This is a genomic window from Carnobacterium sp. FSL E2-0243, assembly GCF_038003605.1.
In the GTDB taxonomy this organism is placed as follows: Bacteria; Bacillota; Bacilli; order Lactobacillales; family Carnobacteriaceae; genus Carnobacterium; species Carnobacterium maltaromaticum.
The window spans coordinates 2864334-2885774 of record NZ_JBBOPM010000001.1 but is presented as its reverse complement, the minus strand read 5'-3'; the positions used below and the strand labels follow the sequence as shown (position 1 = coordinate 2885774).

The following is a 21441-nucleotide window of genomic DNA, read 5'->3' as shown; positions in this document are numbered from 1 at the left end:
AAATGGAAGAACGTATTTTTGAAATTATTATTCACGGTGGAAATGCACGAGGAATGGCTTATGAGGCTTTAGAAAAAGCACGAGCAGGGGAATATGAAGAAGTTGAAAGATTATTGGCAGAATGTAAATCTGAAATGACATTGGCTCATAATACCCAAACGAAATTGGTTCAAGATGAAATTCGTGGCGATGAAATTAAAATTAGTTTACTGTTAATTCATGCGCAAGATCAATTAATGACAGCTATGGCCGAGCAGACTCTAATTTTACAAATGATTGACATGCAAAAAGAAATAAATCTGTTAAAAAAATAAGCGAGGGATTGATGACTGAATGGGATATGCAGTTGGATTAATGTCAGGCACGTCACTAGACGGAGTAGATGCTGCTTTAGTGGACATTTCAGGAGAAAACGAAAAGACGAAGGTTCAATTAGTTGCTTTTGAAACGTATTCGATTCCAGCAGAAACGTTGAAACGAATCAATCAAGTTTTATCTATTGAGGAATCAAATGTCGAACGAATCTGCAGCTTAAATGTTGAGTTGGGTTATTTATTTTCAGATGCCGTGAAGCAGATTTGTCAAAAGGCTGAGATTGAGACTGAAGAACTAGAATTTGTTGCAAGCCATGGACAGACTATTTATCATTTGCCTAATCCTGGGCACCAGCAATTTTCTTCGACCCTACAAATAGGGGAGTCTGCTGTTATTTGTGAAGAAACAAAAACAACGGTAGTTTCTAACTTTCGTGAACGAGACATGGCGAATGGCGGACAAGGGGCCCCGATTGTTCCATATTCTGAATATGTTCTTTATCGTGATGAAAAAAGAACACGTTTATTGCAAAATATTGGTGGAATTGGGAATGTAACGGTTATCCCAAAAAATGCGAATCTTAACCAGTTGATTGCTTTTGATACAGGTCCTGGTAATATGATTATTGATGAATTATGTCGGTATTTCTATCAAAAAGAATACGATCATGGTGGTGCTTATGCAGCTTTAGGTACAGTTAACCAAGAATTGCTAGCTGAGTTAATGGCACATCCTTTCATTTCTAAATCGTATCCTAAAACGACAGGAAGAGAAGATTTTGGAAATGAATTTACAAAGCAACTACTTGCGAAATGGCCAATGGCTGCAAATGATTTAATTGCCACAGTGACTGAGTTTACCGCAGCTTCTATAGCGGAGAATTTAAAACCATTCATTGATTCAGAGACAGATTTAATTGTGGCTGGTGGTGGAAGTTACAATGGAACGTTGATTCAGATGCTTAAAGCTCAATTGCCAGATATTCATGTAGTCATTCAAGAAGATATTGGGTATTCATCAGAAGCAAAAGAAGCAATTGCTATGACGATTTTAGGAAATCAAACCCTGCACCACAAACCAAGTAATGTCCCTAGTGCAACAGGAGCAAAAAATCCTGTTATTTTAGGAAAGATAACGTATTATAATTAAGTCTAAAAAATGGCATTTACTTGAAAAGTTAAACAATCATCGAAAAAAAGATGATTGTTTTTTTCTTTCATGAGATAATAGAGTGAGTTTAAAAATAGAGCCAAGGAGGCTGGCGGAATGATTGGCGAAAATGTACAAGGTCGAATTCGAAGCATTATTAATGAATTGTCAAATTCTGAAAGGAAAATTGGGGAACTAATTTTAGAGATTCCTTCTGAAGCTATTAATATGACGGCTATAGAGTTGTCTACTCGCGCGGGAACAAGTCCTGCTACGGTTATTCGCTTTTGTAAAAGTATTGATATTCCAAGTTTTACACAATTGAAAGTCAAATTAGCAGCAGAAATTGAAAGCCCAGTCCCAGAAGGATACTCAGATATTACTGCTAATGAACCTGTTCATGAAATTAAGTCGAAGCTATTGGGAAATGCTTATCAGTCAATGAAGGAGACTATAGAGCAATTAAATGACCAACGTGTCGAAGAAGTTGTCGAAGTTCTTTTAGAAGCGCCTATTATTTATGTGTATGGAATCGGTGCCTCACATTTAGTCGCTGAGGATATTGCGCAAAAATGGAATCGTATTGGTAAGCCAACAATCTGTGCATCTGATCCACATATCTTAATTTCAATTTTAGTAGCTGCTCCAAAAGAAGCTGTTTTTATCGGGATTTCTAACTCTGGGGAAACGAAAGAAGTCTTAAAACTCGTTGAAGTTGCCAAGAGCCAAGGAATCAAATCAATTGGTTTAACTCAATTTGGTACGAATCCAGTTGCTAGCAAAGTAGATTATTCAATTCAAACAGTTCGATCAAACGAAGCTGAATTAAGAAGTGCTGCAACAAGTTCATTACACACGCAGTTTATTGCAGTAGACGTAATTTTTTATACCTATGCTTCTAAGCAATATGATCAAAATATTGCTATGATTCATGATTCAAAAGCAGAAATAAAAAAATATATGCGTTAAAGTCAATTTTTATATTTTGTCATTCAGTGAGAAAAAAAAGGAAGAGCTTAATGGGAAAGCTATTCTTTTTTGAAAATGCGCTAAATCAAGTGTACTTAGGTTTTTATAAAGAATATAAGCAACAAACTAAGTACACCAAATTGAATCATTCCTAAAATTAAGCATGACGGATGTTGCAAAAGATAGTATAATGAAAAGGTTATTGATAGTATGAGTTACTAAACGTACATACAGAAGGGTGGTATTATAATGGAAGAAGCAGCTTATTTATTTTCTGGTTTCTTTTTTATCTTTATTTTCATTTTCTATATGGCACTCATTGTTGGAGATATTTTTCTTTGGTATTTTGTTATTAAAAAAGCAATTGTTAAAGGGATTGAACAATCTGTTTTAAATAAAGATCAAAGCCAATATGAACGAGAGCTTTACTTATTAAAACTTGAATTGAATCAATTGAAATCTTTAGTTAAGTCTGAAGATTTGGTCGATCAAGCTCAGCAAGAAATTGCAGAATCTGGAAAAATCACGTTAGAAAAAGAGCAGGTAACTCAGTCAGAAGAATTTAATGAATTAGTGACTTCTGAATTTGACGAAAAAAAAGAATAGGAAGTTAACGGAGGAAATTGGAAAATGGAAAGAAAAACCGAATTTATTTTAACGTTGATTGGAGCGATTTTGAGTGGGCTCTTTTCACTTTTAATGATAGGTATAACCTTTTTGATTGGGATTGGAATTTCAGCGACTAGCTATACAGCCAGTGATGATTATTATTATGATAGCTATAATTATTCAGACAGTCTAAGTGCTAGCGAAGCGAGCATTATTATTGGAGCTTTTGCAGTTATTAGCGCAATTTTTATTGCAACAGCTATTTTTGGTTTTATTGCAGCTTTCAAAGTAAAAAAAGACAGTCGTGGATGGGGTATTGCTGTATTTATTTGTGGGATTCTATCAATTAGTACGTTACACGGTATTTTATGGTTAATTGCAGGGATTATGATGTTAGCTAGAAAAGCACCTAAACAAGAACCTATGACTTCCCATACTTTAAAAGAAGATATGGAAAAACTAAGCTCGTTACATGATCAAGGTGTATTGAGTGATGAAGAATATGAAGCTAAGAAAAATGAGTGGTTGGATTTTTAATTAAAAATAAGCAGAATCCCCGTTAAAACCAAGTTAGATTTGGTTTTAACGGGGGATTTTTTTTAGTTGAATTTCTATATAAAAAGATAATTACTCTATCGTTAAGATTTGATCTAGGTTAATAAGCTGATTCGTTGTGACTAAAGTATACCCTAGTATTTTTATTGGACTCAATTCATTTGTGGTGTTTACTTTTTTTAATTTGTCATTATTTTTCAGTATTTTTTTCGGTAAAATTGAACTGACGTTTTCTTTTTCAAGCATAGATATGAGGACATCTAGCGTATCAACTTGAATTAGTCTAGTTGATTCCATCTGGTTTGCCTTAATATAAGCTAAGGTAGCTTTTCTATAAGGGCATTCGCTATCTCTATTGATTACAATAGGGTGATTCTCAATTTTAAATTCACTTTCTTTTGATTGTACCCAGCAAATTTCTTCATTAAAAGAAAAATTTTCTTTCAATGAATCATCATCTATTTCTCTATTAATAATGAGTAAGTCAATAACAGACTGTTTTAGAAAAGAAATTAAATCAGGAATTGGTTTTGTATAAACGGAACTAGTTTCTGAAATAAGGGCTGAAGATAAATAATGATGGGATATATTTTGAGTAGCGCCAATCTTAAGTATTTTACTATTCATAGAGAAACTAGCGTTAACTCTAGTCATAATTGTTAGGATTTCATTACAGTAAGTCAGAAATAATTCACCTTCAGGTAACAATTTCATGCCTTTATTTGTTCTAATAAATAATTTGCAATTTAGCTCATGTTCTATTTTTTCAATTCGTTTGCTAATATTTGATTGGACATAGCCTAATTTAGTTGCTGTTTTAGAAACAGAAGATGAGTGTGCTACTTCTATAAAAATTTTCATATCGTTGGTTTCCATCACTAGTGCCTCCTAGTTATTCTAAATTGGAATGGTCATGAGTAGTTATAATCATTATACAGCAGCAAAACTTCTTTGTATAATAGCATTATTAAAAGAAAGAAGGCGAAGGCTATGATTGGCATGCAATATAAAATTACATTACCAAATGATTATGATATGGAAATTATTAAAAACCGAGTGAAAACAAACGGTAGCAAAACAGATGGATTTGAGGGTTTATTATTTAAAGCTTATTTAGTTGTTAATTCTCCAACTAAAAAACAGTATGCGCCTTTATATATCTGGAAGAATTCTGAAGGGATGAATCGTTTTATTTTTGATGGGTTTTATAAAAATATTTTAAATTCATTTGGTTGGCAAACGATTAATATAGGGGTTTCTTCTTATATCGATTTATCAGATCAATTCGATAAATCTCAATTTGTTTTAGAAATTGAGCATGAAATTAAGGAGACACAGAATATAGCAACACCCGAATTAACTTTTTCTGATGAGCCAAGTTTAGGAAAAGTAATAATCTATAATCCTGATAAATGGAAATATACAGAATTTTATTTTTATGAAGAAAATCCCGTAGAAAAAAGCGAAAGAGGTTCTATTTATGAAATAGCCCATCTATCATTGTAAAAAAGAAACCCTTTAGAAGTAACTTTTATAGTTATTTCTAAAGGGCTTTATTAGTTGAGTAAGTCTTCGATACGTTCGACAAAGGTTTTATTTTCATCAAAAGAATCTCGAATCCCGATTGCATCACTAGGATAGTTGGTAATTAATCCATCCACATCTAAGGCTAGATAACGACGCATTAAGTCTTCATCGTTAACAGTCCAAACAAAAACCATTTTATCTTGTTGACGAGCTTGTTCTAACAAGCGGGTATTAAAAGAAAATTCTTCTAAGACCAGAAAATCAGCCGAAATTTGAGGAAGATTTCCAATATTTAAAGCGACAAGATAGCCTGTTTTTATAACAGGGTCCAATTTTTTTACTTTTTTAATTGTGGCTTCATCTAAGGATTGAACCAAATAAGTTTCGGTAACTTTTTCTTTCTGTAAGAGTGCTACTAAATTTTTCTCCATATCTTTTGACTCACGACCGTGTAGTTTGATTTCAACGAGCAATTTGATATTATCTTTTTTAGCGGCGGCAATATAGTCTTCAAAGGATGGAATTTTATCAGTAAAGCCACCGCTAGAAACATCAATTTTTTGCAATTCTGCTAAAGTTAGGTCGCTAATTCGTTCGGAACGATTAGAAAGTCGGCTTAGAGTACTATCGTGAAAAACAACAAACTGATGGTCTTTTGTTTCTTGAATATCCATTTCTACATAATCTGCTCCAATACGAGCCGCCGCATCTAATGAACTGATTGTATTTTCAACTCCTTCAGCTGTATATCCTCTATGAGCAATAATAGCAGTAGTTGGTTGATAGATTACTTTAGAGACAGAGAAAGTATTCACAATGCTCATACCTAAAAAAGCAGCAAAAACACCCCAGTACATAAAACGTTTAGGTTTAAATAAAAAGGCTGGGTTTTGTTCTCTGTTGATTTCAAAATGAGAAGATTCAGCAATTGGATAAGCGAGATGGGTTAAGGCATCTGCTAACAGGGCTTGAAGTAAACCATAAAATATAAAAAGAAACCACTGGATAAAGGTTAAAGTAATTCCTGCAATTACGGGTGCAGCTCCATTTAGGATTTTTTCAATCACTATTAATGGTAAAAATGAAATAAAGAGAACGAAAGCAACTATTAAACTATGAATCAAAATAAGTAGTCCCAGAGTGAATAAAGCTTTAAACAGTTTCAAACGTGAATAGTTCCAGCTTTTTTTTATTGCTTGCCAAATAGTTAAGTTGGTTTCAATCACAAAAAAAGGAACCGTATAAATTAAGCGCATGCTTAAGTAAAATAATACGACTAAAACGCCTAGATATAAAAGCATCCCACTTGTCGATTTAGCTAATTCATCTGTAATAAAATTAGGAATTCTTAAATTCTCTGTCAAGGCAGCGTTTAAACCAATAGAAGCTATTGGTAAAATTAAAATAAAATAAAAAAAGAAAAACAGTAGTTGAAAACTGATAAAGTATTTAGCCTTTTGATTTAATTTTTTGATAATGTCTCTAAAGCGATAATTTTCCTTTGTTTGCTGAAAATGAGCTAAGAGAAAATAGTAGCCTAATTCATAATAAATAAAAAATAGTGAGACGAGAGCTAATAACAAAAGAAAAAATAATGCCCAGGGGTGCTTAAAAATAGTATAAATAGTTGTTTCTGTAATACCATTTAGACTAGAAGCAGCTAAAATGCGATAAAATAAAAAAGTAATTAAAGGCAAGGCTACGATTAAGCGAATGCTTTGTAAAAAAAGAATACTTTTAATGTATTCAGTTGGATGATACCAAATCGTTTTTAGACTTGTTTTGATAATTTTTAGTGGTTTCATGTTCTTCTCCTAATTCTTTAGTAGGTTATGTTTCCTTATTTTAACGGATATTTGTCAATTAGAGAAGAGGAAGTGTCTAAATCAGCAAAAAAAGTTGATTTGAGTAAGTTTTAATCCTTATTGAGTTAATTTTTTTAGTTTAAGTAGATAGTTGTTTTTTTTCTTACTTTTTGGAAAAAAAGAATGCACTATCTAACATAAAAGGCTTGCTTCGAACGTATGTTTATTATAAACTATAGGTTCGTGTTAGTTGCTTTTATTTCTAAGTTGTGTCTTTAGTAAATATAAATAACGAGCTAGATAAATTAAGTCCATTACACTTAATTTAATTATGAAAAACCCCAAAGGAGGGAACTAGTTAATGGGAATTTTGTTCCAACAAATGAAGAAGTTTAAATTACACACCTTACTATCTGTGTTTTTCACGGCTATTATGGTCCTTTCACAGCTATGGCAACCCAAATTATTACAACAAGTACTAGAAGCAATCATGAAAGATGACATGGACAATATCAATTCGATAGGTGTTATGTTAATTAGTGTGGCAGGAATTGGCTTAGTTGCTGGAATCTTAAACACAATTACATCTGCAAAAGTTGCACAAGAAGTTGGAGCGAATTTACGAGAAGAAAGCTTCCGTAAAATCCAAACTTTTTCTTTCAGTAATATTGAACGTTTTTCAACTGGGAATTTAGTTGTACGTTTAACCAATGATGTGACTCAAGTTCAAAACTTAGTGATGTTAGCTTTACAATCATTAGTCCGCATCCCGCTATTATTTATTGGAAGCTTTATTTTAGCGTTATACACGCTACCTAAATTATGGTGGATTATTATTGTATTAGTTATTTTAGTATTTTTAATTGTGATGTTTTCATTTGGTAGCATGGGCAAACATTTTGGTAAAATCCAAGGATATTTAGATAAGGTAAATGGAATTGCGAAAGAAAACTTAGGCGGTATGCGTGTTGTAAAATCTTTCGTGCAAGAAGATAACGAATTGAAGCGTTTTACGACGGTCAGTGACCTTTTAACCAAACATACTATAATTGTAGGAACTATTTTTTCAGTGATGATTCCGGCCTTTATGTTAGTATCAAATTTAACCATTGTGGCAGCTATTTATTTAGTTGGAGACATGGTAAAAGATGATCCAGCTGTTATTGGAGCAATTGCTTCATTTATGAGTTATTTAATGCAGATTATGATGGCAATTATTATTGGCGGTATGTTAATGATGATGGCATCTCGTGCTTTTATTTCATTAAAACGAATCAGTGAAATTTTAGATACAGAACCAGATATTACCTATGAGAATACCTCAGGTGATGAAGTTTTAGCTGGAAGTGTTGAGTTTAAACATGTTAGTTTTCAATATGATGGAGACGATCAACCAACCTTAAAGGATATTTCCTTCAAAGCAGAACCAGGTGAACTGGTTGGGATTGTTGGTGCAACAGGTTCTGGTAAATCAACTTTAGCTCAATTAATTCCACGTTTGTATGATCCAACTGAAGGTGAAATTTTAATTGGAAATGAATCCTTGAAAAAAGTTAGTAAAAAAAGCTTACGCAAGACAGTAGCTTTAGTTTCGCAACGAGCGATTTTATTCTCGGGAACAATTGCCGAAAATTTACGCCAAGGAAAGAAAGATGCAACTTTACCAGAGATGGAAAAAGCGTCAGCAATTGCTCAAGCAAAAGAATTTATTGAAAAACAGGCAGAACGTTATGATTCAATGGTTGAAGAACGTGGATTAAACTATTCTGGTGGTCAAAAGCAACGTCTATCTATTACACGAGGCATTATTGGAGATCCAAAAGTCTTAATTTTAGATGATAGTACTAGTGCACTTGATGCACGTTCTGAAAAGTTAGTTAAAGAAGCTTTAGAACGTGATTTAAAAGATACAACGACTTTTATTATTGCCCAAAAAATCTCATCAGTCATCCATGCTGATAAAATTTTAGTTTTAGATGAAGGAAAGTTAGTTGATGTTGGAAGTCATAAAGAATTAGTTCAAGAGAGTGCGGTTTACCGTGAAATTTATGAAACTCAAAAAGGAAAAGAGGTGGCTGAATAATGGCAGAATTTAAACGAATCACTCGTTTCTTTTGGGACTATCTAGGACAGTTCAAATGGAAATTAAGTGTGATTATCCTTGCAATTATCGGTTCAACCTATCTACAGGTTAAAGCACCTAAATATATAGGTGAGGCTATACAAGAGTTAGCCAATTACGCAACTCGTTATTTTACAACAGGTGTAGATGACAAAACGGATTTCATTCATATTATTTGGTTGTTAGTCATGTTTTATGTGCTATTAGCCGTTGGAACCTTTATCCAAAGTATTTTAATGACTGGAGTAGCAGGTAAATCAACGAATAATATGCGTTTAGATTTATTTAAGCGGATGGAAAATCTATCAATTCGTTTCTTTGATAGCCATCGTGATGGTGAAATGTTAAGCCGCTTTACCAGTGATTTAGATAATATTTCAAATACGTTAAATCAAGCATTAACCCAAGTTTTGTCTAATTTAGCCCTGATGATCGGGGTTGTTATTATGATGTTCCAACAAAATGTAATGCTGTCTTGGATTACTTTAGCAGCTTCACCAGTTGCAGTGATTGCAGCAACTTTAGTCATTCGTAAAGCGCGTAAATATGTCAATATGCAACAAGATTATATTGGCGATTTAAATGGCTATATTGACGAGAAAATTTCTGGTCAAAAAATTGTGATTACAAATGGTTTAGAAGAGGAAACCATTGAAGGCTTTATTGAACACAACGAAGCTGTTAAAAAAGTTTCCTATAAAGGTCAAGTTTATTCAGGTTTACTTTTCCCAATGATGCAAGGTATTTCACTATTCAACACTGCTATCGTGATTTTCTTTGGTGGTTATATGGCTTTAAACGGTCAGATTGAACGTAGTGTAGCTTTGGGGTTAATTGTGATGTTTGTCCAATATTCACAACAATTCTACATGCCTTTGACACAAATTTCATCACAATATAGTATGTTACAATTAGCGATTACTGGTGCGCGTCGTGTGAGTGAAATTTTCGAAGAGAAACCAGAAACGGAACGTCCAGATGTTAAGTTAATAGATGGTGTTCATGAAGAAGTTCGTTTAGATCATGTTGATTTCTCATATGTTCCAGACAAACCAATTTTAAAAGATGTTAATATTACTGCTAAAAAAGGTCAAATGGTCGCTTTAGTTGGTCCAACTGGATCAGGTAAAACAACGATTATGAACTTGTTGAATCGTTTTTATAATGTAGATTCTGGTGGGATTTATATTGATGGAGTAGATATTCGAGATATCCAATTAGCATCGTTGAGAAAACAAGTTGGAATCGTATTGCAAGATTCTGTTCTATTTTCAGGAACAATTCGAGACAATATTGTCTTTGGGAAACCAGAAGCGACAGATGCAGAAGTAGAAGATGCTGCTAAGCAGGCGCATATTCATGAATTTATTATGGGCTTAGAAAAAGGGTATCAAACTGAAATTAGTGATGAACATAGTGTCTTTAGTGTCGGTCAAAAACAATTGATTAGTATTGCTAGAACGATTATTACGGATCCGTCATTATTGATTTTGGATGAAGCCACAAGTAATGTTGATACGGTAACGGAAAGTAAAATTCAAAAAGCGATGGAAAACATTATTGCTGGCCGAACAAGCTTTGTAATTGCGCATCGTTTAAAAACAATTTTAAATGCTGATTATATTGTTGTCCTGAAAGAAGGCGAAGTGATTGAAGAAGGAACTCATGAATCCCTACTACGTCAAAAAGGTTTTTATTCAGAGTTGTATCATAATCAATTTGTTTTAGAATAACCCTAAAAAATAAGTTATTCAGAGATGTAGATATTCTCTGGATAACTTATTTAAAATTACATAGGAATAGTATACTACTTTCCATTACCAAACTGTGTATATTGTTTTGGCACATATTCATTTGAACCAACTAGATACATAATTTTATCATTGATTATTTCAAAACCAAAAGTTTGGAAACTAGTACCAGTTGATAAATATTTTCCAGTCCAAGAGCCGTCTTTCCTATAGGACTTGATACCATAATCTGGAATATAGTTGATGGTAATAACGGATGCATCTAAATTAGTATATCTCCTTGGTAAATAATAATCTGTCCCAATTGAAAACATTTCTTCTCCATTAATCATTTTTGAGCCAAACGTTTTCCACTGAGTCCCATGCTTTAAGTTTAAATTTGAATCAGGAATATTTTCTCCATTACTTCGGAATCCAAAAACACCATAACCCGGAATATATGCAACAGTTGCGATAGATTCATCAATAGCAGGGTGAGGATAGTCGATATCATCTGTTAGGATTCTTACTGCAAAACTTGGTGTATACCATTTTATATTAGTTATTTTCACATTCTGTCCAGGTTGCGGTGCATGAATAAAATCACCATTTCCTATTGCTATAGCATCGTGAGTTGTATTACCCTTATTTCCAAAAAAATATAAGTCACCAGGTTTAGCTTCTGAAACGGGAATTATTATTCCTGCATTCTCTTGTTGAGTAGTTACGCGAGGTAGATTATAACCATTTAGTTTAAAGACGTACTGTACTAAGCCAGAGCAATCAAACCCACTAGGAGTTGTTCCTCCAGTGACATAAGGAACACCTAAATAATTTTTTGCAGTACGAACAATATCATCTCGATTTCCAGTTGCTTTAACTTCATTTGTATAAAAAAAGAAACTAGAAATAATAACAAGTGAGAATATAGTGAGTTTTCCGATTCTTTTCATAAGTCAATTCTCCTTTAAATTATTATTTTCCATTGCCAAATTGTGTATATTGCTTTGGTACATACTCATTTGATCCAACAAGATACATGATTTTATCATTAATTATTTCAAAACCAAAAGTTTGAAAGCTAGTTCCAGTTGTTAAATAGTTACCAGTCCAAGAGCCATCTTTTCGATAGGACTTGACCCCATATCCGGGACTATAGTTGATCGTAATAATAGAAGCATCTAGGTTAGTATATCTTCTTGGTAAATAATAATCTGTACCAATTGAAAACATTTCTTCGCCATTAATCATTTTTGATCCATACGTTTTCCATTGAGTTCCATGTTTTAAGTTTAAATTTGAGTCTAGAATAGTTTCTCCATTGCTTCGAAATCCAAAGACACCATAGCCAGGTATATAATTAACGACTGCGATAGATTCATCAATGGCAACGTGAGGATAGTCAGATTGCTTGAATGCCTCAGAATCCCAACTAGCTAAGTTATTTGATTCAATCAATGATATTAATTTAGCTGGGTATTCAGGATCTGTAGCATATCCATCCTGCTTCAATAAATTAGCAACTTGTTTATAGTCTTTTATACCAATTAAGTTCGAATATCTAGAATTATCATGAAAAAATTTCCCATGATCTTCGACGCTTGCAGACCAATTTGGATATTTTCTGAATTCTGCATTTACTACAATCCATTGACCATTTATATATTCTTGTGTAGGGAGAAGAATATATTGTCCATTGTATCTACCTTTTATTCCGAATAAATTATTTGCAGATTGAGATAATGAGGAGTTTCCCCAACCACTCTCTAATATTGCTTGTGCTGCGGTTATTGAAGGTAAAATTTGATAATTCTTCCACCCATCAATAGCTCCTTGTTTTATTTGATTTAAAAAGATATCAGGAGTCGCTCGAATCGTTCTATTAGAGAAAGATTTAGAATAGTATCCAGGGCCAATCTCTGTATTTTGAGCCACTGGAGATTCGTCAGAAGTAGCAGAAGAGGTAGTTGGAAATAATAACATAGTGAACAAACAGATAAATAATAATAATGAGGAATTCTTTTTTTGAGTAGTCATAGTAGTTCTCCTTTTAATTTTTGTATAGGTGTTTGAAAAATAGATTAAATTATAACCAATTATTTCAAAAATCTATTTATTTCTATTTTTAAATATAAATAAAGTGTATCATATTGTTTTTGTTAAGTAAACGCTTTCTATTGAAGGTTTTTTTGGAACGTTATTCTAATTGAAATTCATCAGGCTGTTTTTAAACAATCTAAATACTTCGAGACTATTCAGAGTTGTATCATAATCAATTTGTTTTAGAATAACAAATTGAAGTAATATACTAAATAAAACTAAAAATGGTGGGTGACTAGTTTTTATAGTTGTCCACCATTTTTGACGTTATTACTCAATTCTATCCGTATAATAATTCTATTCTTTTTACTGAATGATAAATAATAAACGATTGCTTTAAACTATTATAAGTAAGACTCATATCCTCAAGTTCAGTTAACCTCAAAAATACTAGATGATCTTGATCAACCGACTGTGTATAAGGTCGCAGTTAATCAAGATATGTATACATTTGTGGGCGAGTAAATTAAAGTAAATTCAGTTAAGATCACTGTTCTGATTTTAACTGGATTTTTTTGTTGGTCATTAAAACATAACTAGACTTTGAGAATTATATGGTTGTACTAAAAAATAGCAGTACAAAAACGGTGTGAAAGAACAGATTTTTGACTATTTAATTGAATGAACTATAGAAACAAACTTGTTTTTTATCTTTACACTATCTTAACACCATAGGACTTTTCCTTAACACTATCTTTAGATGAAATCTAGTAAACTTAACCTATCTTAAATAAAGGAGTTAACCATAATGACACTGATTTATTTAGTTGTTGGTTTAGTCGGTTTAGTTTTATTAGGCTATTTATTTTATATATTGTTTTGGGGGGATCATAAGTGAGTGCAATCGTGGTAAATCAAATTCTTTTTTTAGTTATTTTAATTGGATTGGGCATTCCATTAGGTATTTATAGCTACCGAGTGATGAGTGGCAAAAAAGTTTTTTTAAGTAGAGTTATTGAACCTATTGAAAATCAAGTATATAAGTTCATTGGAAAGCCAGCTAAATTAGAAATGACAGCAAAAAAATATGCTTTAGCAATTGTTTCCTTTAGTTTATTTAGCTTTTTAGCTGTTTTTCTATTGATGCTAGGTCAAGGCTTTTTACCTGCCAACCCAAATGGTTTTTCAGGAACAAGTATTGGATTAGCTTTTAATACAGCCATGAGTTTTGTGACGAACACAAACTGGCAAGCTTATTCAGGAGAGGTAACATTATCTCCCTTTACACAAATGGTCGCATTAACGGTTCAAAATTTTGTTTCCGCAGGTGTGGGAATTGCGGTTCTTTTTGCTTTACTACGTGGATTTATTGCACGTAATAAAGAAACTTTAGGAAATTTTTGGCAAGATTTAACGAAAGCTGTTTTATATATATTAGTTCCGGTATCATTCGTGATTGCCTTGCTGTTAGTATCTCAAGGAGTTGTACAATCTTTTAGCGCTGATGTGCCAGTATTTAGTTTAGAAACTGGGCAAAAGATTTTGATTCCGTTAGGTGCAGCAGCAAGTCAAATTGCGATTAAACAATTAGGGACAAATGGTGGTGGATATTTTGGGGCTAACTCAGCCTTTCCATTTGAAAATCCAACTGTCTTTAGTAACTTTATCGAAAATTTAGCGATTTTATTAATTCCAGTAGCTTTAATTGTCGCCTTTGGCTTATTTGTAAAAAATGCGAAACAAGGAAGAACTATTTTCATTGTATCATTGGTACTTTTAGGTCTGGCTTTAGTGGGCGTAACCATGAGCGAAAGTTATACTGGACCTAGTTATCCAGGAGTTGTTGAAAGTGGGAGTTTAGAAGGGAAAGAAACCCGTTTTGGTGTTGGATGGACGAGTCTTTGGGCCGTTAGCACTACAGCAGCTTCTAATGGATCGGTGAATGGCATGCATGATAGTTTAACACCATTAGGTGGTATGATTCCGATGTTCTTAATGCAACTTGGTGAGATTGTCTTCGGAGGTGCAGGTAGTGGATTATATGGCATGATTGCCTTTGTCATCTTAACTGTATTTATTGCAGGGTTATTAGTTGGACGAACTCCTGAGTATTTAGGGAAGAAAATTGATCCTTTTGATATGAAAATGGTGTGTCTACTAATTTTAACTCCACCACTTTTAGTATTATTAGGTACAATGAGTTTCGTCATGTTGCCAAATGGAATGGAGTGGCTAACAAATTCGGGTCCACATGGTTTTTCAGAAGTATTATATGCCTTTTCTTCCCTAGCTAATAATAATGGGAGTGCTTTTGCAGGCTTAACCTCAGATACGCCATTCTTAAATGTCGTTGGTGGAGTGATTATGTTAGTTGTACGCTTTGTTCCAATGTTTGCAGCTTTATTTTTAGGTGGTAATTTAGCGAAGAAAAAAATGGTCGCTGTTAGTGATGGGACGTTATCAACAACCAATGGAACGTTTGTCGGAATGTTGATTGGGGTTATCTTGTTGATTGGAGCATTGAGCTTCTTACCAGCCATGGCACTAGGACCAATTGCAGAGTATTTTATGCATTAAAATGAGTATCTGCTGATTATTTAGTTGAGAGCTAAAGCAGCTCAACAAACTTTTTATTAGGCCAGTTCTTATGAGCCAGTCCTTCGGAAAAAAGATAAAATTTCGAGGCGGCAAAAAGCGCCACATCAAATTTTCCTATTTTTCTGCCAGGTCTAACCGGCTCAACAAACTTTTTATTAGGCCAGTTCTTATGAGCCATTCCTTCGGAAAAAAGATGAAATTTCGAGGTGGCAAAAAGCGCCACATCAAATTTCCCTATTTTTCTGCCAGGCCTAACGGGCTCAACAAACTTTTTATATAGGAGTGAATGGAGATGCAAGAGGAACAATCTAGAAAAATGGTTTTTCAAGATGCTTTTAAGCAATCTTTTGTTAAATTAGCACCAATGATTCAACTTAAAAACCCAGTTATGTTTGTTGTTTATTTAGGAGCAGTTTTGACGACGTGTTTGTATTTTCTATCGTTTGCTGGAATTAATGACGCACCTGCTGGCTTTATCTTAGCAATTGCTTTAATTTTATGGGTGACAATTTTATTTGCAAACTTTGCTGAAGCTATCGCGGAAGGTCGCGGTCGTGCACAAGCGGATAGTCTGAAAAGTGCTCGTAAGGAAGTTATGGCTAAAAAATTAAAATCAATTAAGGCTATTGATCAGTTTACGGAAGTTGTTTCTTCAGATTTAAAACGTGGGGATATTGTTTATGTTGCCACTGGTGAACAGATTCCAATGGATGGCGATGTGGTTGATGGTGCGGCTTCTGTAGATGAGAGTGCTATTACAGGTGAATCTGCTCCTGTGATTCGAGAATCTGGTGGTGATCGAAGCGCAGTTACTGGTGGAACAACCGTCGTTTCAGATTTTTTAGTGATTCAAGTAACCGCTGAAAGTGGCGAAAGTTTCTTAGATAAGATGATTGCTATGGTAGAAGGTTCTGCTCGTAAAAAGACACCCAATGAAATTTCATTGCAAATTCTATTGGTGACTTTGACCATTATCTTTTTAGTTGTTTCAGCGACATTGCTGCCTTTTACAGAATTTTCGAGTCAATTGGCTGGAAATGGATCAGCACTTTCTTTGACAACTATTATTGCTTTATTAGTTTGTTTAGCTCCAACAACGATTGGTGCGTTGCTTTCTTCAATTGGAATTGCAGGTATGAGTCGTTTAAATAAAGCAAATGTCTTAGCTATGAGTGGTCGTGCTATTGAGGCGGCTGGGGACGTCGATATTTTAATGTTGGATAAAACTGGAACCATTACACTGGGAAATCGTAAAGCTAGTGAATTTTTACCAGTTACTGGAGTTGAGGAATTTGAATTGGCAGATGCAGCTCAATTGTCTTCTTTGGCAGATGAAACTGCTGAAGGACGTAGTATTGTTATCTTAGCTAAAGAACGGTTTGAGATTCGTGGACGTGATTTTCAAGAGTTAAATGCAACTTTTATTGATTTCTCTGCGAAAACACGGATGAGTGGGATTGATTATCAAGACAACGAGATTCGTAAAGGTGCTGCAGATACCGTTAAACAGTTTGTGGTAGCTGCAGGGGAAGTATATCCTGAAGAATGTGATCAAATTGTAGCGAAAATTGCAGGTCTAGGTGGAACTCCTTTGGTTGTTGTTAAGAATAAAAAAGTTCTTGGTGTCGTTTATTTGAAAGATATTGTCAAAAATGGTGTCAAAGAACGTTTTGATGATTTACGTAAAATGGGCATCAAAACAATTATGATTACTGGGGATAATCCAATGACTGCAGCCGCAATTGCAGCTGAGGCGGGTGTGGATGATTTTCTAGCAGAAGCGACTCCAGAAGCTAAATTAGAGTTGATTCGTCAGTACCAAGAAGAAGGGCATTTAGTTGCGATGACTGGCGATGGAACCAATGATGCTCCTGCATTAGCGCAAGCCGATGTAGCGGTGGCAATGAATACTGGAACTCAAGCTGCTAAAGAAGCTGGGAATATGATTGATTTAGATTCTAGTCCAACAAAATTAATTGATATTGTTCAAATTGGGAAACAACTGTTAATGACTCGAGGTGCATTGACGACATTTAGTATTGCTAATGATGTAGCAAAATATTTTGCGATTATTCCAGTGCTATTTTATGGAATCTATCCTCAACTAAATGCCTTAAACATCATGCATTTAACAAGCCCAACAAGTGCGATTTTATCGGCGATTATCTATAATGCCGTGATTATTATTGCGCTAATTCCTTTGTCATTAAAGGGTGTAGCCTATAAAGAGTTACCAGCCAGTCAAATCTTACGTCACAATTTATTTGTTTATGGTTTAGGTGGCTTAATTGCACCATTTATCGCAATTAAATTAATTGATATGGCGTTAACAGTAGTTGGTTTAGTTTAATTTTAGGAAGGCGGAATAGTAAATGAAAACTTTTAAAGCGGCTTTAATGCCCGGTTTTAAAATGTTAATGGTGATGACGGTGATATGTGGTTTTGCTTATACATTACTTGTGACGGGAATTGCCCAATTGTTTTTCCCTGAGGAAGCAAATGGAAGTATTGTAACGGTTGCTTTAGCTGAAGGAGGCGAAAAGCAAATTGGTTCTAAATTGATTGGACAAGGATTTACTGAACCTAAATATTTACTTGGTCGTCCAAATACAGGTGCTAGTGCTAGCCAACTTTCACCAGTTAGTTCTGAACAAAAAGAATTGGTTTTAGAGCGGATTGCAAATTTAGAAAAAATTGATCCTATGAATAAAGCTGAAATTCCAATGGAACTTGTAACGGCTTCTGGTAGTGGAGTTGACCCAGAAATTTCTTTGGCAACTGCTTTGTATCAAGTTGATCGAATAGCAAATGAACGAGGAATTTCAGAAAAAGAAGTTGAGAAAGTAATCAAAAACAATACAATCGGAACAATCTTTGGTAAAATAGGGGAACCAAGAGTAAATGTTTTAGGCGTGAATATGCAGTTAGATGGTTTGAAAATAGCTAAATAGGAAGTAGTTGGAATGAGGGAGTTGATAAAACTGTTTTCTCTCATTCCTTATTTTTCATTCGAGCCTGAACAAGTTCAACAAACTTTTTATTAGGCTAGTTCTTATGAGCCAGTCCTTCGGAAAAAAGATAAATTCCCAAAAAAGTAAAGAATCACTTTTCTTGAAATTTCCTATTTTTCTGCCAGGCCTAACCGGCTCAACAAACTTTTTATTAAGGCTAGTTCTTATGAGCCAACTCCTCGAGAAAAAGATAAAAAGTCGAGAGGACAAAAAACGTCCTATCAATTTTTCCTATTTTCTTGCCGGAGCTAACCGGCTCAACAAACTTTTTATTAAAGGAGTGATTTTATGCAGGAAGAGGATATGCGGCCAGATCCAGATCAATTGTTACTACAAGTTGGGCAGGATGAGGAAACTACAATGGGGAAATTGCGCGTTTTTTTTGGGTATGCTGCTGGAGTAGGGAAAACTTACGGGATGCTGAAGGAAGCAATTGAACAACAAGAAACCGGTAAAGTCGTTTTAGCTGGTTATGTAGAACCTCATGCACGTCCTGAAACAATGGCTTTATTAGATCATTTAAATCAACTGCCTTCTAAAAAGATACCGTATAAAAATATGATGCTAGAGGAATTTGATTTGGATGAAGCACTTAGGCTACAGCCAGAAATAATTTTAGTTGATGAATTAGCACATACTAATGCTCTAGGCTCTAGAAATAAAAAAAGATACCAAGATATTGAAGAGCTATTACAAGCTGGTATAGATGTTTACACAACTGTAAATGTCCAACATATTGAAAGTTTAAATGATATTGTCGAGGATATCACGCATGTTCGTGTGCATGAAACTGTGCCAGATTCATTTTTTGATGAGGCTCTTATTAAATTAATTGATGTAGAACCTGATGAATTATTGGGTCGTTTAAAAGAAGGTAAAATCTATCGTCCTGAGCATGCTAAGAAAGCTATGAATCACTTTTTTACAAAAGAAAATCTTAAATTACTTCGTGAAATTGCGATTCGTCGCGCTGCGGATCATATTGGAATGGATAATCGGATTGAAGAGGCTTATACAGAAAAACGGGCTCATGTTAAATTATTGACTTGTATTGATAGCGAACATCAAACAGGTGCTGAAAAATGTATTCGTTGGACGGCTCGGTTAGCCAATGCTTTTCGCGCAGAGTGGGTTGTTCTTCATGTGGATGAAAGTGGAGATAATGAGAAAAGTGAAGCAGAATTGGCTTTGTTAAAACGAAATAATGAACTGGCTGAGCGCTTAGGAGCAGAAGTTGTCACGTTATCCGGTCATAATCCAGTGACGACAATTGCTCAATATGCCAAATTGACAGGCGTAACAGATATTATTATCGGAAAGCATCGTCGTAAATTGGATTATCAACGTCTGCTAAAGGATGATATTGAAGATCGCTTGATTAAACATTTAAGTAATGTTGAGTTGCATATTGTGCCGTTTATTGAAAAATATCCACGAATTAAGAATCGCTTCTTTTCGAAAGAACGTTTAATTCCTAAAAATTTAACAATAGCAGATAGTCTTAAAACGATGGTGTTATTATTAATGGCGACATTGCTATCAGAAATTTTTTCTTTTCTAGGAATTGGCGATCAAAATGTTATCGTGGTGTATTTGCTCTTTATTTTGATTATTTCACAAGTAACAACAGGCTATTTTTATGGAGTTTTATCTTCTATTATAAGCGTTATATTTTTTAATTGGTTTTTTGTAGATCCACTGTTTTCTTTGACCGTTTATAAAGCTGGTTACCCAATTACGTTATTAATCATGTTAATGGTTGCCTTATTTACGAGCAATATGATGATTCGTGTCAAAAGTCAAGCACGTGAATCAATAAAAAAAGAGCATCAAATGGGCGTTTTATACGATTTTAACAAAAAATTATTAGCTACTCGAAATCTAAATGGTATTATAAATTTAACCAATGATTACCTTGTAAGCACCATGAATCATAGTGTCATATTTTACACGGAGCAAGGGAAAAATTTACTGAATCACAAAGCTTTAGCCTTCGAAAACAAGCAGGATATTGAGGTTTTAACGGGATCTGATGAAGAAGCTGTTGCTAATTGGGTTTTTAATAATCAAAAGGTTGCAGGTTACGGAACTGATACATTAATGGGTGCGAAGGGTTTTTATTTACCCGTCCTTTCTCAAGGGCGAGTTTTGGCTGTTATTGGTGTCTTGTTATCAAAAGAAAATCCATTGACACATGAGAATTTAAACTTTTTAAAATTAATTGCATCTCAACTTTCTTTAGCTTTAGAAAGACAATATTTAGTTACAGAGCAACAACAAATCATGTTGGAAACTGAAAAAGAGAAAATGCGAAGTAATTTATTAAGAGCTATTTCTCATGATTTACGCACACCTTTGACAGGAATACTAGGAGCTAGCTCAGCTATTCTTGAAAATAAAGATAAATTTGATGAGGAATTAAAACTGAGTTTAATTAAAGATATTAAAGAAGATTCAGAATGGCTTATCCGCATGGTAGAAAATCTATTGTCTGTTACCCGAATTGATGAAGGAACGATGAAAGTTAAAAAAATGCCGGAAGCTGTTGAAGAAATTGTTGCTGGTGCTGTGCGCCGCATTCGCAAACGATTTAAGGAACAAGAATTAATAGTTAAAGTTCCAGATGAATTTTTATTGGTTCCGATGGATGGAACGTTGATTGAACAAGTTTTAATTAATTTAATGGAGAATGCGATTAAGCATTCTGGTTCAAAAGGCGCGATATCTGTCATTGTGAAGCGAAATCGGAACAAAGCTATTTTTGAAGTGACAGATAATGGTATTGGTATTCCAGAAAAAAAATTAGCTTCGTTGTTTGATCAATTTGGAAAAGAAAGTGACACACCAATTGATGCAACCCGAGGAATGGGAATTGGATTGTCTATTTGTAAAACCATTGTTGCCGCTCATAGTGGTACAATAGAAGTGACGAACAAGCAACAAGGTGGAGCTGTCTTTAGATTTACTTTACCAATAGATTAAGTCTTTTATGGGTCTGTATTAGGGCTACT

General features: G+C 34.1%; 17 protein-coding genes. 12 read left to right on the top strand and 5 right to left on the bottom strand.

Annotation, left to right across the window (positions count from 1 at the left end; genetic code table 11):
• Window positions 1-2: 2 nt before the first annotated feature.
• The 5 genes from MHI00_RS13690 (at window position 3) to MHI00_RS13670 (ending at window position 3579) form a co-directional block, all read left to right on the top strand.
• Window positions 3-314 carry a PTS lactose/cellobiose transporter subunit IIA gene (locus MHI00_RS13690; protein WP_010049903.1) on the top strand — a complete coding sequence of 104 codons (312 nt, stop codon included), beginning with the start codon at window positions 3-5 and terminating at the stop codon, window positions 312-314.
• Window positions 315-333: 19 nt separating this feature from the next.
• Window positions 334-1464 carry an anhydro-N-acetylmuramic acid kinase AnmK gene (gene anmK / locus MHI00_RS13685; protein ID WP_010049905.1) on the top strand — a complete coding sequence of 377 codons (1131 nt, stop codon included), beginning with the start codon at window positions 334-336 and terminating at the stop codon, window positions 1462-1464.
• Window positions 1465-1581: 117 nt separating this feature from the next.
• Window positions 1582-2433 carry a MurR/RpiR family transcriptional regulator gene (locus MHI00_RS13680; protein ID WP_015075564.1) on the top strand — a complete coding sequence of 284 codons (852 nt, stop codon included), beginning with the start codon at window positions 1582-1584 and terminating at the stop codon, window positions 2431-2433.
• 249 nt (window positions 2434-2682) lie between these two features.
• Window positions 2683-3039 (top strand): hypothetical protein, encoded by a 357-nt coding sequence (locus MHI00_RS13675; protein ID WP_341114309.1) that lies wholly within the window; start codon window positions 2683-2685, stop codon window positions 3037-3039.
• Between the two features lie 24 nt (window positions 3040-3063).
• The gene (locus MHI00_RS13670) at window positions 3064-3579 is read left to right on the top strand and encodes a DUF4064 domain-containing protein (protein WP_010049913.1); all 516 of its coding nucleotides are present in this window, start codon (window positions 3064-3066) and stop codon (window positions 3577-3579) included.
• A 90-nt stretch (window positions 3580-3669) separates the two neighbouring features.
• Here MHI00_RS13670 and MHI00_RS13665 read toward each other — a convergent pair whose 3' ends face one another.
• On the bottom strand, window positions 3670-4473 hold the full coding sequence (locus tag MHI00_RS13665) for a LysR family transcriptional regulator (protein WP_341114307.1): 804 nt from the start codon (window positions 4471-4473) through the stop codon (window positions 3670-3672).
• Window positions 4474-4587: 114 nt separating this feature from the next.
• Between MHI00_RS13665 and MHI00_RS13660 the strand changes: the two genes are divergently transcribed.
• The gene (locus MHI00_RS13660; protein ID WP_317913703.1) at window positions 4588-5103 is read left to right on the top strand and encodes a DUF4865 family protein; all 516 of its coding nucleotides are present in this window, start codon (window positions 4588-4590) and stop codon (window positions 5101-5103) included.
• Between the two features lie 50 nt (window positions 5104-5153).
• Here the strand turns inward: MHI00_RS13660 and MHI00_RS13655 are convergent, their stop codons facing one another.
• The gene (locus MHI00_RS13655) at window positions 5154-6929 is read right to left on the bottom strand and encodes a glycerophosphodiester phosphodiesterase (protein WP_341114305.1); all 1776 of its coding nucleotides are present in this window, start codon (window positions 6927-6929) and stop codon (window positions 5154-5156) included.
• 382 nt (window positions 6930-7311) lie between these two features.
• Here MHI00_RS13655 and MHI00_RS13650 point away from each other — a divergent pair, with 382 nt between their 5' ends.
• Window positions 7312-9012 carry an ABC transporter ATP-binding protein gene (locus MHI00_RS13650; RefSeq protein ID WP_371861324.1) on the top strand — a complete coding sequence of 567 codons (1701 nt, stop codon included), beginning with the start codon at window positions 7312-7314 and terminating at the stop codon, window positions 9010-9012.
• Window positions 9012-10784 (top strand): ABC transporter ATP-binding protein, encoded by a 1773-nt coding sequence (locus MHI00_RS13645; protein WP_035064516.1) that lies wholly within the window; start codon window positions 9012-9014, stop codon window positions 10782-10784. The genes MHI00_RS13650 and MHI00_RS13645 overlap by 1 nt, the downstream gene beginning before the upstream one ends.
• Window positions 10785-10858: 74 nt before the next feature.
• Here MHI00_RS13645 and MHI00_RS13640 read toward each other — a convergent pair whose 3' ends face one another.
• Window positions 10859-11734 carry a C40 family peptidase gene (locus MHI00_RS13640; protein ID WP_010049921.1) on the bottom strand — a complete coding sequence of 292 codons (876 nt, stop codon included), beginning with the start codon at window positions 11732-11734 and terminating at the stop codon, window positions 10859-10861.
• A gap of 22 nt (window positions 11735-11756) precedes the next feature.
• The gene (locus tag MHI00_RS13635) at window positions 11757-12818 is read right to left on the bottom strand and encodes a glycoside hydrolase family 73 protein (RefSeq protein WP_015075571.1); all 1062 of its coding nucleotides are present in this window, start codon (window positions 12816-12818) and stop codon (window positions 11757-11759) included.
• A gap of 897 nt (window positions 12819-13715) precedes the next feature.
• Between MHI00_RS13635 and kdpA the strand changes: the two genes are divergently transcribed.
• Window positions 13716-15398, top strand: coding sequence for a potassium-transporting ATPase subunit KdpA (kdpA, locus tag MHI00_RS13630; RefSeq protein ID WP_010049923.1), 1683 nt, complete (start codon window positions 13716-13718; stop codon window positions 15396-15398).
• 31 nt (window positions 15399-15429) lie between these two features.
• On the opposite strand, the gene MHI00_RS17740 is transcribed toward kdpA, so the two are convergent.
• Complete coding sequence (locus MHI00_RS17740) at window positions 15430-15642, bottom strand: hypothetical protein (protein WP_445662555.1); 213 nt, start codon at window positions 15640-15642, stop codon at window positions 15430-15432.
• A gap of 69 nt (window positions 15643-15711) precedes the next feature.
• Between MHI00_RS17740 and kdpB the strand changes: the two genes are divergently transcribed.
• The 3 genes from kdpB to MHI00_RS13610 all read left to right on the top strand — a co-directional run bounded on the left by kdpB (window position 15712) and on the right by MHI00_RS13610 (window position 21412).
• On the top strand, window positions 15712-17769 hold the full coding sequence (gene kdpB, locus MHI00_RS13620; protein ID WP_341114296.1) for a potassium-transporting ATPase subunit KdpB: 2058 nt from the start codon (window positions 15712-15714) through the stop codon (window positions 17767-17769).
• 22 nt (window positions 17770-17791) lie between these two features.
• Complete coding sequence (locus MHI00_RS13615; protein WP_187959121.1) at window positions 17792-18370, top strand: potassium-transporting ATPase subunit C; 579 nt, start codon at window positions 17792-17794, stop codon at window positions 18368-18370.
• Window positions 18371-18718: 348 nt separating this feature from the next.
• Window positions 18719-21412: a sensor histidine kinase gene (locus MHI00_RS13610; RefSeq protein WP_010049927.1), complete on the top strand. Its 2694-nt coding sequence runs from the start codon at window positions 18719-18721 to the stop codon at window positions 21410-21412.
• Window positions 21413-21441 lie beyond the last annotated feature (29 nt).

Excerpts from the sequence above, each read along its gene's own strand:
- MHI00_RS13690 (WP_010049903.1), top strand. The coding sequence starts at position 3 with ATGGAAGAACGTATTTTTGAAATTATTATTCACGGTGGAAATGCACGA.
- anmK (WP_010049905.1), top strand. The coding sequence starts at position 334 with ATGGGATATGCAGTTGGATTAATGTCAGGCACGTCACTAGACGGAGTA.
- MHI00_RS13680 (WP_015075564.1), top strand. The coding sequence starts at position 1,582 with ATGATTGGCGAAAATGTACAAGGTCGAATTCGAAGCATTATTAATGAA.
- MHI00_RS13675 (WP_341114309.1), top strand. The coding sequence starts at position 2,683 with ATGGAAGAAGCAGCTTATTTATTTTCTGGTTTCTTTTTTATCTTTATT.
- MHI00_RS13670 (WP_010049913.1), top strand. The coding sequence starts at position 3,064 with ATGGAAAGAAAAACCGAATTTATTTTAACGTTGATTGGAGCGATTTTG.
- MHI00_RS13665 (WP_341114307.1), bottom strand. The coding sequence starts at position 4,473 with ATGGAAACCAACGATATGAAAATTTTTATAGAAGTAGCACACTCATCT.
- MHI00_RS13660 (WP_317913703.1), top strand. The coding sequence starts at position 4,588 with ATGATTGGCATGCAATATAAAATTACATTACCAAATGATTATGATATG.
- MHI00_RS13655 (WP_341114305.1), bottom strand. The coding sequence starts at position 6,929 with ATGAAACCACTAAAAATTATCAAAACAAGTCTAAAAACGATTTGGTAT.
- MHI00_RS13650 (WP_371861324.1), top strand. The coding sequence starts at position 7,312 with ATGAAGAAGTTTAAATTACACACCTTACTATCTGTGTTTTTCACGGCT.
- MHI00_RS13645 (WP_035064516.1), top strand. The coding sequence starts at position 9,012 with ATGGCAGAATTTAAACGAATCACTCGTTTCTTTTGGGACTATCTAGGA.
- MHI00_RS13640 (WP_010049921.1), bottom strand. The coding sequence starts at position 11,734 with ATGAAAAGAATCGGAAAACTCACTATATTCTCACTTGTTATTATTTCT.
- MHI00_RS13635 (WP_015075571.1), bottom strand. The coding sequence starts at position 12,818 with ATGACTACTCAAAAAAAGAATTCCTCATTATTATTATTTATCTGTTTG.
- kdpB (WP_341114296.1), top strand. The coding sequence starts at position 15,712 with ATGCAAGAGGAACAATCTAGAAAAATGGTTTTTCAAGATGCTTTTAAG.
- MHI00_RS13615 (WP_187959121.1), top strand. The coding sequence starts at position 17,792 with ATGAAAACTTTTAAAGCGGCTTTAATGCCCGGTTTTAAAATGTTAATG.
- MHI00_RS13610 (WP_010049927.1), top strand. The coding sequence starts at position 18,719 with ATGCAGGAAGAGGATATGCGGCCAGATCCAGATCAATTGTTACTACAA.